The sequence below is a fragment of the Jeotgalibacillus salarius genome (assembly GCF_004405125.1).
Classification (GTDB): Bacteria; Bacillota; Bacilli; order Bacillales; family Jeotgalibacillaceae; genus Jeotgalibacillus; species Jeotgalibacillus salarius.
Genome location: NZ_SORX01000005.1, coordinates 80,386 through 94,695 on the forward strand (window position 1 = coordinate 80,386; position 14,310 = coordinate 94,695).

The following is a 14,310-nucleotide window of genomic DNA, read 5'->3' on the forward strand; positions in this document are numbered from 1 at the left end:
AACTGACTTCATTTAAAAGCCGGCTGCTTTTTGCATTAATCACACTCATCGTACTGGTGCTGATCGGATTAGGCATTATTATTGGAGAGCTTGTTAAATCTTATTACCTCAATGCACTGCATTCAAGAATTGAAAAAGAGATGAATATTGTCATCAACCAGACAGAACAGGAGCCTTCATTTAGCGAATTAAGGTCAGAGCTTTTTGATGAACTGAGTGATGTGCTTGAAACGAGAATCGCAATTTTAACAGAGGACTCAGAGATCGTATACGATTCAAGGGTCGCCATTTCAAATATTGACCATGATCAGATGATGGAAGAAATTAATGATTCTCTGCCTGATCCTTCTGATGGCATTATCAGATTCCCGGCAGATGAAAACAACTATTACTATATCAGCAGTGTTGAAACCGGTTTGGAGAACGGATATGTTGTCCTGGCTGCTTCCTTCGATAATCTGGAAGAAGTCTATCGTCAAATATGGCTGATCCTGATTATTACGCTTGGCGCTGCGATGGGGATGATCATTTATGTCGGTGCAAGAATTACGAATCAGTACACAAAGCCGATAGAATCAGCTACTGAAGTTGCAATTCAACTTGCTAAAGGAAATTACAAAGCGAGAACGTTTGAAGATAGAGCTGATGAAACGGGCATGCTGAGTAATGCGATTAATATACTTGCGAGAAACCTTCAGGAAATGGTGAGTGAACAATCTGTGCAGCAGGACCGTCTGAGAACGCTGATTGAGAATATGGGAAGTGGACTGATTATGATTGATAAACAAGGTTACATTGTTCTTGTGAATCGTCCATTCCTTTCTTTCTTTCATTCGCAGATTGAAGAAGTTCTTAATGAGAGTTATGTGGACATTTTTAAAAATGAACAGGTACACGCCCTGGCTGAAGAAGTTTTTCTTACTGAACAGCGGGTGCGCAGACAAATTTTAATTGATGAGACTTTTCCGCAAAAGCATCTTGAAGTATATGGTGCACCTATCATTGGTGAAAGAAGTGCGTGGCAGGGGATTGTACTTGTTTTCCATGATATTTCAGAGCTGAAAAAACTTGAACAAATGAGAAAAGACTTTGTGGCAAATGTGTCTCATGAAGTTAAAACACCAATTACCTCTATCAAAGGATTTACTGAAACACTCCTGGATGGCGCAATGAATGATAAAGAAGCGCTCGAGTCATTTTTGCATATCATCGCAAAAGAGAGCGACAGACTTCAGATGCTGATTCAGGATCTGTTAGAACTGTCCAGGGTAGAACAACAAGGTTTTAAGTTGTCACTGAGACAGGTGGACCTCGCTGATATTCTGAAGGATGTTTCAGTCATGATGGAGCACAAAGCAGGCAAGAAAAATGCTAATATTCAGCTGGATATTCAAAAGCCACTAATGATTGAAGGCGATGCTGACCGGTTGAAGCAGGTTTTTATTAATCTCCTGACTAATGCGTTAACATACTCGTACCCTGATCAGGATATCATGATTAAATCCGAAAAATCGACAGATGAAGTAAAAATTAAGTTTATTGACCAGGGTATAGGGATGGAAAAAGAAGAGTTATCCCGTATTTTTGAGCGCTTTTACAGAGTTGATAAAGCCCGCAGCAGAAATTCCGGAGGCACTGGTCTTGGACTCGCAATTGTAAAGCATATCATTGAAGTTCATAAAGGTGATATTCAAGTTGAAAGTGAACCTGAAAAAGGAACAGTTTTCACGATCACATTGCCAATTAAAATGAATTAATCACAGCAATGTGAATCTTTACATGAAATTTACACAAAAGTGACAGTTGTTTAATATTTCATTGATAAGATACTAAGTGAAAACCCCTTCATCCAGGGAACCCCAAGAGAAAGCGTGAACAGACCCCGTTCACGCTTTTTCTATTGTCTTGGCTCTGTTAAAGTTGGCTGTTGATTTCCACTTCAGGCGGATGCTTTCCGTGGCCGTGCTTCGCCGTGATCGTCTCATCTGTCCCTTCCTGCCACAGGAGTCACCGACTTACGCTCCATCACCAACTGTGTGGAAACAACAATGAACTTTTACAAAGCGATTGTCTTAAAAAATTGAAACTTTTCTGTAACATAAGACGTATTTAAGTTAATACATACAGAAGGGGAGAATGTCATGAGTTTGAAGAGAATCATGGCTGGTATTGGGCTTGTTATAGGTTCTGCTCTATTATTAATCATTTTATTTACTTCATGGTACACAGTAGATGAATCAGAACAGGCACTCGTATTGACTTTCGGTGAAGCAAATGAAACGATCACCGAATCGGGGCTGAAGTTTAAGCTGCCGTGGCCAATCCAGCAGGTTGAAATTTTATCAAAAGAAACGTTCAGTTTACAGTTTGGTTATGAAGAAGAAAATGGAGAAATTACTTCTTTTCCTGAAGAAACCGTAATGATTACAGGGGATGAGTATATTGTTCTTACAGACCTGGTCGTACAGTGGAAGATTACAGAACCTAAGGATTACTTATTTAATGCTGAGGACCCGCGGGATGTTATATATGATGCTACATCTGCATCAATCAGAAGTATTATCGGAAGCTCCACAATTGATGACGCCCTGACTTCAGGTAAGGCAGAAATTGAAGCTGAAACAAGAGAATTACTGGCGTCATTAATTGAAAAATACGAGATCGGCGTTTCAGTACAGGCAGTCCAATTACAGGATGTTGAACTCCCGAATGATGAAGTGCGTCAGGCTTTTACTGCTGTAACAGATGCTCGTGAAGGAGCGATCACGAAGAAAAATGAAGCAGATAAATACCGCAGTCAGAAAGTGAATGAAGCAGAAGGTGAAAAAGACGCAATTATTTCAAGAGCCGAGGGTGAAAGAGCTTCAAGAATCGAACAGGCGCGTGGAGATATTGCAATCTTCAACGAGATTTTGACTGAGTATCAAAATAACCCTGATATCACACGAAAGCGTTTGACACTAGAAACATTAGAACAAGTGCTTCCCGGCACAAAGCTCTATATCATGAATGATGATGGAGATACAATGAAGTACCTTCCTTTGCAGCCTGAACGCCAGCAACAGCCTGCCGTGACTGAAGAAAGCGAGGAATCTGCAAATGGACAATGATCAGAATAAAATTTTCGAATTTAATAAAAAGCCTAAAACAAACAAACCAAAAGCAGAGCTCGAGTGGAGAAAATACACAAAGGCCTTTATTCTCATCGGCTTATTGCTGTTCCTCTTGATTACGACACTATTAAATGTATTCATTGTAAAAGAAGGCGAATACCGTGTTGTAAGACAGTTTGGGGAAGTTGTTAAAATTATTGATGAACCTGGTTTGAACGCAAAAATACCTTTTGTGCAATCAGTGACAACGCTGCCTAAATATCAAATGACATATGATGTATCGGAAGCGGAAATTAACACAAAGGACAAAAAGAGATTGATTATTGATAATTATTCAGTCTGGCGCATCACTGATCCGGTTGCTATGATTTCAAACGCCGGTACAATGGTAAATGCTGAGTCGAGAATGGAAGAATATATCTATTCAGTCGTCAGATCTGAACTGGGTCAGTTTGACTATGATCAGATTATCAACGATGAAAAATCCTCCCGGGGAAGTCTGAATGACCGTATTACTGATAGAGTCAATGAACTTCTCAGCCGGGAGCAATTTGGAATTGAAGTTGTGGATGTAAGAATGAAACAAACTAACCTTCCTGAGGAAAATGAACAGGCAGTTTATACGAATATGATTTCTGAGCGTCAGGCAACAGCGCAGGATTACCTTTCTACAGGTGATGCCAACAAAAACAGAATTGAAGCAAACACAGACCGTGAAGTTAGAGAGCTTCTTTCAAAAGCAAATGCTGATGCAGACGTCATCCGTGCTGAAGGTGAAGCAGAAGCGGCAAGAATGTATAATGAATCATTTTCTGAAGATCCTGAGTTCTATGAGTTTTATAGAACGCTCGAGTCATATAAGACAACAGTCAATGAAGAAACAATGATCATTCTGCCATCTGACTCTCCTTATGCGGCACTTTTACAAGGCATAACAGAATAAGACCCGCTGTTTTCCCTTTCATTTTGGACATGCTAAAATGAAGAGGGAAAACAGTTTTTTATTGTTTAAATTTAAATGATATTATCAATCACCGTTAAAGGCGGACGCTTTTTAGAGATATGAGAACAAAGGAGATGATCAGTTTGTCGAAAAAATTGATGCTGATAGATGGAAACAGCATTGCTTACCGTGCGTTCTTTGCACTTCCACTGCTTAATAATGATAAAGGTATACATACAAACGCGATTTATGGTTTTACAACAATGCTGATGAAACTGCTGGAGGAAGAAAAGCCGACTCATCTAATGGTGGCTTTTGATGCAGGTAAAACAACATTCCGCCATAAAACGTTTGAAGATTATAAAGGCGGGAGACAGAAGACACCGCCTGAGCTTTCTGAGCAGTTTCCATTCGTCCGTGATTTATTGGATGCGCATAACATTAAATACTATGAGCTTGATCAGTATGAAGCAGATGACATTATCGGGACTTTGAGTAAGCAGGCTGAAAAAGATGGATTTGAAACGGTTATCATTTCTGGTGATAAAGATTTAACCCAACTTGCTTCAGAACATATCAGAGTCGATATTACGAAAAAAGGAATCACTGATCTTGAGCGTTATACACCTGCACATATTGAAGAGAAATATGGTCTAACCCCCGATCAGATCATTGATATGAAAGGGTTGATGGGAGATTCTTCTGATAATATCCCAGGAGTACCCGGTGTAGGAGAGAAAACGGCGATCAAGCTGCTGAAGCAATTTGGAACGCTCGAGAAAGTACTGGACTCTATAGATGATATCAGTGGTAAAAAGCTGAAGGAAAGGCTTGAAGAAAATAAACATCTTGCTGAAATGAGTAAACAGCTTGCGACCATCACACTTACAGCCCCGGTTACCGTGAAGCTGACTGAGCTTGAAAAGCAGGAAGCAGATTACGAGAAACTGACTAAACTTTACAAAGAACTCGGTTTCAACTCATTGCTAGATAAGCTGGATGGTGAAGAAGAAGAGGTTGAATTAAAAGACATTGACTGGGAAGAAGTCACTGATTTTGAAAAAGATGACCTGCCATCCCAGGCCGAATTATATGTAGAGTTGTACGACGAAAACTACCATACAGCAGATATTTTAGGAATTTCAGTACACGCTGACAAGAAGACTTATTTCATTTCACCGGAACATGCGTCCAAATCGAAAGTATTTAAAAGTTGGATTGAAGACGAGAATCATTCAAAGTCTGTCTACGATGCGAAAGGTTCGATCGTAGCATTCGGACGTCTTGGAATGGATTTGAAAGGGATAGACTTTGATCTGCTGATTGCTTCTTACGTCATTGACGCTTCTGAAGCCGCGGATGATTTCGCCTCTATTGCTAAAAGGCATGGCGCTGATGCAGTGCCAACTGATGAGTCAATATACGGCAAGGGTGCGAAGAAGAAAGTGCCGGAAGCAGAAGTACTGAAACAGCATACGGCAAGAAAAGCTGCTGCCATTCATCACATTAAAGAAACATGCATCCAATCTCTTGAGAAAAATGAACAGCTTGAACTTTTCGAAAAGCTCGAACTGCCTCTTGCGACAGTGCTTGCTGAAATGGAGAGAAAAGGTGTTAAAGTTGATATTGACCGGCTAAAGGATATGGGTGTGGAACTGAAGAAGAGGCTTGAAGAGATTCAAACAGATATTTTCAGGATTGCCGGAGAAGAATTTAATATTAATTCACCTAAACAACTGGGTGTGGTTCTGTTTGAAAACTTGAAGCTTCCTGTACTAAAGAAAACGAAAACAGGCTATTCAACATCAGCTGATATTTTAGAGAAACTGAAACCTGAACATGAAATAATTGAACATATTCTGCATTTCAGACAGTTGGGGAAATTACAGTCTACGTACATTGAAGGACTGATAAAAGTCATTCATGATGATTCAAATAAAATTCATACACGCTACAATCAGGTACTCACGCAGACTGGCCGTTTAAGTTCAACTGACCCTAATCTGCAAAATATCCCGATCAGACTTGAAGAAGGCCGGAAAATCAGACAGGCATTTGTTCCTTCTGAAAAAGACTGGGTCATGTTTGCGGCCGATTATTCACAAATCGAACTGAGGGTACTGGCACACATTTCGGATGATACCGGCTTAAAAGAAGCCTTTCATAAAGGGATGGATGTTCATACGAAAACGGCAATGGATGTCTTCGGCGTTAAAAAAGAAGATGTGACTTCAGGTATGAGAAGACACGCGAAAGCTGTTAACTTCGGAATTGTGTATGGTATTAGTGATTATGGTCTTTCTCAAAGTCTTGATATTACCAGAAAAGAAGCAGCTGAATTTATCAAAAAGTATTTAGACAGCTATCCAAAAGTAAAAGAATACATGGATGACATTATCCATGAAGCAAAACAAAAAGGGTATGTTGAAACACTGCTGCACCGAAGAAGATATATTCCAGAAATTACGAGCAGAAATTTTAATCTGAGAGGATTTGCAGAACGTACGGCCATGAACACGCCTATTCAGGGAACTGCCGCTGATATTATAAAAAAAGCAATGATTGAAATGGCAGACCGCCTGAAAGCCGAATCACTTCAGACACGCATGCTGCTTCAGGTGCACGATGAATTAATATTTGAGTGTCCCAAAGACGAGATTGAAAAACTTGAAAAGATCGTGCCGGAAGTAATGGAATCAGCCGTTGAACTCTCTGTACCTTTAAAGGTTGATTATTCATACGGAAACACCTGGTACGATGCGAAATAAGAAAGGAGAGATGGGACATGCCTGAATTACCGGAAGTGGAACATGTAAAAAGGGGCCTCTCTCCTAAAATAGAAGGACTCACCATACAGGATGTGACCTTCTCAGAAACTGTGATTAAAGCGCATGATGCAGGAAGAAAAGCAGTCGTGAAAGGAGAAGGTCTTGATTCTTTCAAATACGCTGTAGAAAACAGAGTCATTTCATCAATTGACCGCCGCAGTAAATACTTACTCTTTCGACTCGGAGAAGCTGAAGAAGGTATGCTGATTTTGTCTCATCTCGGAATGACGGGGGCATGGTTTGTGGTAGAAGAGCTTGGTGAAATCCTTGAAGACAGGTTTCGCAACCATGTACACGTAATTTTTACCCTGTCAAACGGACAGAAGCTGGTTTATTCAGATATCAGACGGTTTGGTGAAATGAGATTTCTGCCTTCAGAAGAAGCACATCCGCCGCTTGCCGAAATCGGCCCTGAACCTTTTGATGAGGATGCAGATATCAGGTTTTTAGCTGCATTGTCCATCCCGAAATTTTCTCGCAAACCGATAAAAGAGGCGATTATGCATCACAGTGTGATCGCTGGGTGCGGTAACATTTATGCTACTGAAGCTTTGTTCAAAGCGGGAGTAAGCCCTAAAAGACGGACTGACCGGCTCAGCCTGAAAAAGAAAAAGGAACTGTTTCAGCATATTGTGGATGTATTGCATGAAGGTATTGCTGCAGGAGGAAGCAGCATTTCCGATTACAGAAATGTAAATGGTGAAGCAGGAGGCATGCAGGAACGACTTCAGATGTATGCGAAATCTGTTTGTCCCGTTTGTCAGTCTCCAGTTAAAAAAGCAGTGGTTGGTGGCAGAACATCTCACTACTGTACTACATGTCAAAGGTAACCAGAGGGGAATAAAATGATTATCGGATTAACAGGAAGTATTGCCACAGGGAAAAGTACAATCGCAAGTGAATTAATTCGTTTGGGATATACCGTAGTAGACGCTGACCAGTCAGCCAGAAAAGTAGTGCAACCGGGTGAACAAGCAAGCTTAAAGATAAGGGAAACCTTTGGTGATGAAGTATTTACTGAACATGGTCAGTTGGATAGACCGAAATTGGGAGAAATTATATTTAATCATGAACATAAACGCAAGCAGTTAAATGAAATTGTCCATCCTGCAGTGCGTGCAGATATGCTGTCGCAAAAAGATCAGGCTTTAGAAAAAGGTAAAAAAACTGTTTTTCTGGATATCCCACTATTATTTGAAAGCGAATTACAGTGGATGGTTGACAAGGTACTGGTTGTCTATGCACCGGAAAAAACGCAAAAAGAACGCCTGATGAAACGCAATGACTATAATGAAGAAGAAGCTGCATCAAGAATCTCTTCTCAAATTTCCATTGAAAAAAAGCGGGAACAGGCCAATGCTGTTATTGATAACAGCGGTTCGATCGAACAATCAATCGATCAACTGAACAAGCTGATTAAAGACTGGGGACTCACGCCTTAAATACTCAAAGAAGATGGGACAAAAGCTGTCTCATCTTCTTTCTCGTTTCGCTGCGCTTCAGGCGGATGCTTTCCGCGTGTGGGCCGTTTTGTGGCCCCATTTGACCTCCTCCTCCTCATTGCTTCGCGTCTGCGGGGTCTCACCTGTCCGTCTCCTCGCGCTGGAGTCACCGCCCTACGCTCCGCTGCACTTAAGTTTTTCAATAAAAATATTGTTTAACTCTACAAAAGAATTTGTTTTTACACATCCTCTTTTTGTTAAAAAAATTGTCATTATGTATTTGCAAGCGCTTTTAATATGTTATACTAATTCTAGTTAATTTGAACATAAGTATAACATTAATAGGGGGATCCTCATGAACAAGACGAACATTGCAATCAACGGGTTTGGCCGAATTGGCCGTATGGTGTTTAGAAAAGCGGTAATGGAAGATGGGTTGAATATCGTTGCAATCAATGCCAGCTATCCACCCGAAACACTGGCACACCTGATTAAATATGACTCTACTCATGGTATTTTCACTGCAGAAGTTATTGTGCAGGAGGACTCATTAATTGTGAACGGTAAAGAAATTAAAATTGTTAATGACAGAGACCCAGCCAATTTACCATGGTCTTCGATGAACATTGACATTGTAATAGAAGCGACTGGTAAATTTAATGCAAGAGATAAAGCAGCGTTACACCTTGATGCAGGAGCAAAAAAAGTTGTTCTGACTGCACCTGGCAAACAGGAAGATGTGATGATTGTAATGGGCGTGAATGAAAAAGATCTTAATATTGGTCAGCATGATGTGATTTCAAATGCTTCTTGCACAACAAATTGTCTTGCACCCATTGCAAAAATACTGGATGAAGAGTTTGGTATTGAAAACGGATTAATGACAACAGTGCACGCATATACGAATGACCAGAATAACATTGATAACCCTCACAAAGATCTGCGCCGTGCGCGTTCATGCGGACAATCTATCATTCCAACATCCACCGGTGCTGCCAAAGCGCTCGGGAAAGTATTGCCGAACCTGCAGGGCAAACTGCATGGTATGGCACTCCGCGTACCAACACCGAACGTCTCACTCGTAGACCTGGTAGTTGATGTAAAGCGTGAAGTAACTGTTGAAGAAGTAAATACTGCGTTCAAAAAAGCAGCTGATCACGAAATGAATGGAATTGTTTCATATACTACAGAACCACTGGTATCAATCGACTTTAATACAAACCCAAGTTCTGCAATCGTAGACGGACTTTCAACAATGGTAATGGGCGCTACAAAAGTAAAAGTACTTGCATGGTACGACAACGAATGGGGCTACTCATGCCGCGTAGTCGATCTCGTGCAGCACCTTGCAAAACAAATGGAACAATCCCAAAAAGAAGTAACAGCTTAGTAATAAATATATAAGTGTAATAAGAAGAACTGCATGTATTAGTGCAGTTCTTCTTTTATTTACATTAGGGGACCGGAGCGTAAGGCGGTGACTCCAGCGCGAGTAGCCGGACAGGTGAGACCCCGCAGACACGAAGTGGCGAGGAGGCTCACCGCCGGCCGCGCGGAAAGCGTCCGCCTGAAGCGCAGGTCCCCGGTTACTGAAGATACCTGTTTTAATCAATCATCTCAATTTAAAAACAAATCATTGCAAAATCCTTCAAAAAACCTTATACTGATTTTCGTGATCTTATTCCGGTTCACACAACATAACTTCTGCTTAAAGGGTTAGGACCTCATTGGACTAACTTTCCCCCGTGGCAGTAAGTGTCTGAACAACCGGGTAAGTTCAAATCTTCAATAAGGGGGAACGATCAATGGAAACGATGGGTCGTCATGTAATAGCTGAATTATGGGGCTGTGACTTTGAAAAGTTAAACAGCATGGAATTAATTGAACAGACATTTGTAGATGCTGCGCTGAAATCAGGTGCTGAAGTAAGAGAAGTTGCATTTCATAAATTTGCGCCGCAGGGAGTAAGTGGAGTTGTGATTATTTCAGAATCACACCTAACGATTCACAGCTTTCCTGAACACGGTTATGCAAGCATAGATGTTTATACATGCGGAGATCTTGATCCGAATGTTGCAGCGAATCACATTGCTGAATCACTTGGAGCTGAGACACGTGAAACGATTGAAGTACCACGTGGTATGGGTCCGGTCAAAGTGCCACAATCAACTGTACACGCAGGTTAATCAGACAAAAGAGGTGCAAATTCGCATCTCTTTTTTATTTTCTGCAAAAAACTGATAAACTAATAGTATATAGATCGAGGAGGAGTTACATTGGCCAAGTTAAAAGGAATATTTAAAAGGTTCAGCCAGGAATGTGAAACGGCGGACCGTCATCAGGAGAAAGAGCTCGAAACACGCTATTATAAAGTATCACTCGACAAAGTGTATGAACAGGTAAAGCAGTACTTTACTGGTTCGGAATATGAAATTTCATCAGAATCGAGAGACCATGGTGAAATTATGATCACACGTACGAAGAGTCCAAAAATGTTTCTTATTGCAACCGTTGTCAGTACGCGGCCAATGCACACAGCAGTGGACCTGAAAGCATCGACTGATCAAATGGTCGTTGGCGGTGCTTATCCAAAACTGAAAGAAGAGATTTTAGCTTGTTACCAGGCACTGGGAAGGGAAATGAGAGAGGCTGACAAATAAGTCGGACCCTTGTGATTTCAGACTTTTTTCGATATCATGAAAGGAAATAGATTCGATGTGGAGCTGGTGTAATGAAATGTCCGTCCTGTCATGAAAATGCAACAAGAGTGATCGATTCCAGACAGGTTGACGATGGGAAATCGATTAGACGCAGAAGAGAATGCGAAGATTGTCAATATCGGTTTACAACTTTCGAAAAAGTTGAAGAAATTCCGTTAATTGTTGTAAAACGGGATGGTATACGTGAACAGTTCAGCAGAGACAAAATACTTCGAGGGTTGATCAAGGCATGTGAAAAACGTCCAGTGCCGTTCGAGGAACTTGAACAGATTTCATCAGATATTGAAAGAGAACTTCGCAGTCAGGGTATATCTGAGACGCCCTCTGTCGACATTGGTGAAATGGTCATGGACAGACTTTCGTCAGTTGATGAAGTTGCTTACGTCAGATTTGCGTCCGTTTACCGTGAATTTAAGGACTTAAATGTGTTTATTGAGGAAATGAAAGAACTTTTAAATAAAGAAAGAAAGTAGAGAGCAGTGATCTGCTCTTTTTTTTAGATCGGCAATTAAGAAAGGTCTGAGCTTATGACGAGTTTATGGAAAGAAATACAGCCATCAGATGCATACAAAATTCAGTTGAACGGTCAGCTGAATGAGAAAGACAGGGAGCTGCTGTTGTACCTGTACCAGCCGCTGCTTGGAGCAGATGCAATCAGTCTTTACAATATACTGTGGCTTGAAGTCGATCGCCATACCCTTGAAAGTGATGTGCGAACTCATAAAACTCTGATGGACCTGATGGCAGTTTCAATTGAGAGGATATTTCAGGCCAGAATCCGACTGGAAGGGATGGGCCTGCTGAAAACATATCTTAAAACAGGAGAATCTAAGGAATATGCTTATCAGCTGCAGCCACCGCTTAGCGCGAAAGCTTTCTTTGAAGATCCGATGTTAAGTGTTTTTTTATACCGTCAAATTGGAACGGGTCAGTTTCAAAGGCTGAAGAAAAAGTTTACGATTCCATTTGATGATCTTCATACTTACGAAGAGGTCACCAGATCATTTCAGGATGTTTTTTATTCAGATGCAAAAGTTTCACCTCATATTCCTGAAAAAACAGAAGAAGGAAAAACACTGGTTTTCAGAGCAGAAAACAGTGGGGTTGCAGCTGATTTTCAAAACTTTGATTTTCATGCACTTTATGCCGGTCTGTCAGAAGCGATGGTTCCGCGTAAAGCATTAACCTATGATGTGAAACAGTTGATTGTGAAACTTTCATTGTTATACGGATTATCGGAGCAGGATATGAAAAACCCGATCCTCTCATCAGTGACTGAAGAAGATAAAGTTGATAAAGAAGCGTTGCGAAAAGCATGCCGGGATTCATTCCAGCTTAAAAACAAATCTGCTTTACCAGCTTTAAAAAAGTATGCTGAAGCAAAGCCGGTTCAGGAATTACCAGGATCAGAAGACCAGACGCTCAAGTATTTAAAAAAGAGTTCTCCTGTTCAGGTACTGATTGATGCATCAAAAGGTGTTAAGCCATCTACTGCTGAATTGCAACTGATCGACTATCTGATTCATGAGAAGAAATTACCTGATGAAGTGGTGAATGTGTTGATTCAGTTTGTATTACTGCGGACAAACATGAAACTGACAAAAGGCTTCACAGAACAGATTGCATCACAGTGGGTCAGAATCGGAATCGAAACAGCCGAGCAGGCAATGGCAGAAGCGAAAAAAGAACATAAAAATTATTTAACCTGGAAAAAGTCAGGCGGTAACAAGCCTGCCAGAAAAGAAAAAACCATTCGCAAGGAAAAACTTCCGGAATGGTTTACTTCTGACGAATCAGAAGAATCAGAAGATCCGGCATTCCTTGAAGAGCGGGCACGCTATTTAAAAGAGCGTGAATTGAAAAAGCGTAAGGCGGGTGACGAATAATGGATCCGATTAATAGAACAATCAGACGGTTATCCGGTTCTAATGAATTTCAGCAACGCTATGAAATGATGAAAAAAGAAATTTCATCTGATCCTGAAATTCAGCATTTTCTCCAGAAGAATCAAAACCTCCTGGCAAGGAATGCTGCTGATCAGGGAATGATTAAGCTTTATGAATTTATGACAAGATCCAGAAAATGTGCTGATTGTCCAAGCCTGGCAGAATGTCGAAATACAATGAAGGGCTACGAACCAAAACTGATGATTCAAAATGGTTATATTGATATGCAGTACGCACCTTGTCCGAAACAGATAGCTTCATCAGAACAGCGTAAAACTGAAAAACTTGTGCAAAGTATGTATGTACCTAAAGATGTACTGAATGCTACTTTTGATCATGTGGACGTAGACAATCAAACAAGAATGAAGGCGCTTCAGGCAGCAGAAGATACCGTACGTCTACTCGTAGAAGATCCTGAACATTATAAAGGACTTTATTTGTACGGGAAATTTGGTGTGGGGAAAAGTTATCTGCTTGGTGCCATTGCAAATGAATTAAAAAAACAAAATAAAGCAAGTTTCCTTATCTATTTTCCTGAATTTTTAAAAGAGATGAAGCAGTCTCTGGGAGATCAATCATTTTCAGGTAAAATTGATGCCGTTAAAAAATCATCTATACTGATGCTTGATGATATAGGAGCTGAATCGCTATCAAGCTGGGCAAGAGACGAAGTGCTCGGAACGATTCTTCAATACCGCATGGCGGAAGGATTACCTACATTTTTCAGTTCGAATTTTGATTACCTGGAGCTTGAGCACCATCTTACCTACTCACAGCGGGGTGAGGAGGAGCCCGTAAAAGCGGCGAGAATTATGGAAAGGATAAAGTTTTTATCTTTTCCTGTTGAAATGAAGGGGAAAAATAAACGAAATACTTAAAAATCGGTTATTGTTTAAATAAAGTGTTTATTTCAATTCATTACTAAGTCTTAAGATCAATCACCTATTATGTTCAGCGTTGATTGCAGTGGAAGGCGGGGACTGCAGCGTGAGAAGACGGTTAGGTGAGACCCCGCAGAGCTCTAGCTCGAGGAGGTAAGATGGGGCCAAAAAACGGCCCACGCGGAAAGCCTCCGCCTGGAACGGAGATCGAACGCCGAAAGTTTAAATTCAGAATATAGCTTGCTTTTCAAGGAAACCTAATCTAAAATGACACTTATCAAATCAATTTATAACCTAGAGGCATTGACAGGGACAACAATCATTTACAGCCGATTCAAAAGAGAGAGAGGACCAGGCTGAAATCCTCTCATGACGCGTGATGCATTTACCACCCTTGAGCCGTACAAGTGAAACATCGCAGTAATTTGTACCGGAAG

12 protein-coding genes are annotated in these 14,310 nt (G+C 40.8%); all 12 read left to right on the forward strand.

Going from position 1 to position 14,310, the window contains the following annotated elements; all coding sequences use genetic code 11:
• Nucleotides 1-2 precede the first annotated feature (2 nt).
• The 12 genes from pnpS (at nt 3) to dnaI (ending at nt 13,870) form a co-directional block, all read left to right on the forward strand.
• Nucleotides 3-1,757, forward strand: coding sequence for a two-component system histidine kinase PnpS (gene pnpS / locus E2626_RS09760; protein ID WP_134381777.1), 1,755 nt, complete (start codon nt 3-5; stop codon nt 1,755-1,757).
• A gap of 384 nt (nt 1,758-2,141) precedes the next feature.
• Nucleotides 2,142-3,110: an FtsH protease activity modulator HflK gene (hflK, locus tag E2626_RS09765; RefSeq protein WP_134381572.1), complete on the forward strand. Its 969-nt coding sequence runs from the start codon at nt 2,142-2,144 to the stop codon at nt 3,108-3,110.
• Entirely contained in the window at nt 3,100-4,056 is a 957-nt protein-coding gene (hflC, locus tag E2626_RS09770) for a protease modulator HflC (protein ID WP_134381573.1), read from the forward strand. The genes hflK and hflC overlap by 11 nt, the downstream gene beginning before the upstream one ends.
• Nucleotides 4,057-4,190: 134 nt before the next feature.
• Nucleotides 4,191-6,824: a DNA polymerase I gene (polA, locus tag E2626_RS09775; RefSeq protein ID WP_134381778.1), complete on the forward strand. Its 2,634-nt coding sequence runs from the start codon at nt 4,191-4,193 to the stop codon at nt 6,822-6,824.
• 17 nt (nt 6,825-6,841) lie between these two features.
• Nucleotides 6,842-7,714: a bifunctional DNA-formamidopyrimidine glycosylase/DNA-(apurinic or apyrimidinic site) lyase gene (gene mutM / locus E2626_RS09780; RefSeq protein WP_134381574.1), complete on the forward strand. Its 873-nt coding sequence runs from the start codon at nt 6,842-6,844 to the stop codon at nt 7,712-7,714.
• 15 nt (nt 7,715-7,729) lie between these two features.
• Entirely contained in the window at nt 7,730-8,326 is a 597-nt protein-coding gene (coaE, locus tag E2626_RS09785; RefSeq protein ID WP_134381575.1) for a dephospho-CoA kinase, read from the forward strand.
• 355 nt (nt 8,327-8,681) lie between these two features.
• Entirely contained in the window at nt 8,682-9,716 is a 1,035-nt protein-coding gene (locus E2626_RS09790) for a glyceraldehyde-3-phosphate dehydrogenase (RefSeq protein WP_134381576.1), read from the forward strand.
• A gap of 415 nt (nt 9,717-10,131) precedes the next feature.
• Entirely contained in the window at nt 10,132-10,512 is a 381-nt protein-coding gene (gene speD / locus E2626_RS09795; protein ID WP_039810295.1) for an adenosylmethionine decarboxylase, read from the forward strand.
• 90 nt (nt 10,513-10,602) lie between these two features.
• Nucleotides 10,603-10,986 (forward strand): cytosolic protein, encoded by a 384-nt coding sequence (locus E2626_RS09800; protein WP_134381577.1) that lies wholly within the window; start codon nt 10,603-10,605, stop codon nt 10,984-10,986.
• Between the two features lie 71 nt (nt 10,987-11,057).
• Complete coding sequence (nrdR, locus tag E2626_RS09805; RefSeq protein WP_134381578.1) at nt 11,058-11,519, forward strand: transcriptional regulator NrdR; 462 nt, start codon at nt 11,058-11,060, stop codon at nt 11,517-11,519.
• Nucleotides 11,520-11,573: 54 nt separating this feature from the next.
• Nucleotides 11,574-12,932, forward strand: a complete 1,359-nt coding sequence (locus E2626_RS09810) for a replication initiation and membrane attachment family protein (protein ID WP_134381579.1) — start codon at nt 11,574-11,576, stop codon at nt 12,930-12,932.
• The gene (gene dnaI, locus E2626_RS09815; protein ID WP_208528137.1) at nt 12,932-13,870 is read left to right on the forward strand and encodes a primosomal protein DnaI; all 939 of its coding nucleotides are present in this window, start codon (nt 12,932-12,934) and stop codon (nt 13,868-13,870) included. Before E2626_RS09810 ends, dnaI begins: the two co-directional genes overlap by 1 nt.
• Nucleotides 13,871-14,310 lie beyond the last annotated feature (440 nt).

What these genes read in the sequence shown, in the direction of transcription:
- dnaI (WP_208528137.1), top strand. Translation starts at nt 12,932, where the DNA reads ATGGATCCGATTAATAGAACAATCAGACGGTTATCCGGTTCTAATGAA.
- hflC (WP_134381573.1), top strand. Translation starts at nt 3,100, where the DNA reads ATGGACAATGATCAGAATAAAATTTTCGAATTTAATAAAAAGCCTAAA.
- hflK (WP_134381572.1), top strand. Translation starts at nt 2,142, where the DNA reads ATGAGTTTGAAGAGAATCATGGCTGGTATTGGGCTTGTTATAGGTTCT.
- coaE (WP_134381575.1), top strand. Translation starts at nt 7,730, where the DNA reads ATGATTATCGGATTAACAGGAAGTATTGCCACAGGGAAAAGTACAATC.
- E2626_RS09810 (WP_134381579.1), top strand. Translation starts at nt 11,574, where the DNA reads ATGACGAGTTTATGGAAAGAAATACAGCCATCAGATGCATACAAAATT.
- mutM (WP_134381574.1), top strand. Translation starts at nt 6,842, where the DNA reads ATGCCTGAATTACCGGAAGTGGAACATGTAAAAAGGGGCCTCTCTCCT.
- E2626_RS09790 (WP_134381576.1), top strand. Translation starts at nt 8,682, where the DNA reads ATGAACAAGACGAACATTGCAATCAACGGGTTTGGCCGAATTGGCCGT.
- polA (WP_134381778.1), top strand. Translation starts at nt 4,191, where the DNA reads ATGATCAGTTTGTCGAAAAAATTGATGCTGATAGATGGAAACAGCATT.
- speD (WP_039810295.1), top strand. Translation starts at nt 10,132, where the DNA reads ATGGAAACGATGGGTCGTCATGTAATAGCTGAATTATGGGGCTGTGAC.
- nrdR (WP_134381578.1), top strand. Translation starts at nt 11,058, where the DNA reads ATGAAATGTCCGTCCTGTCATGAAAATGCAACAAGAGTGATCGATTCC.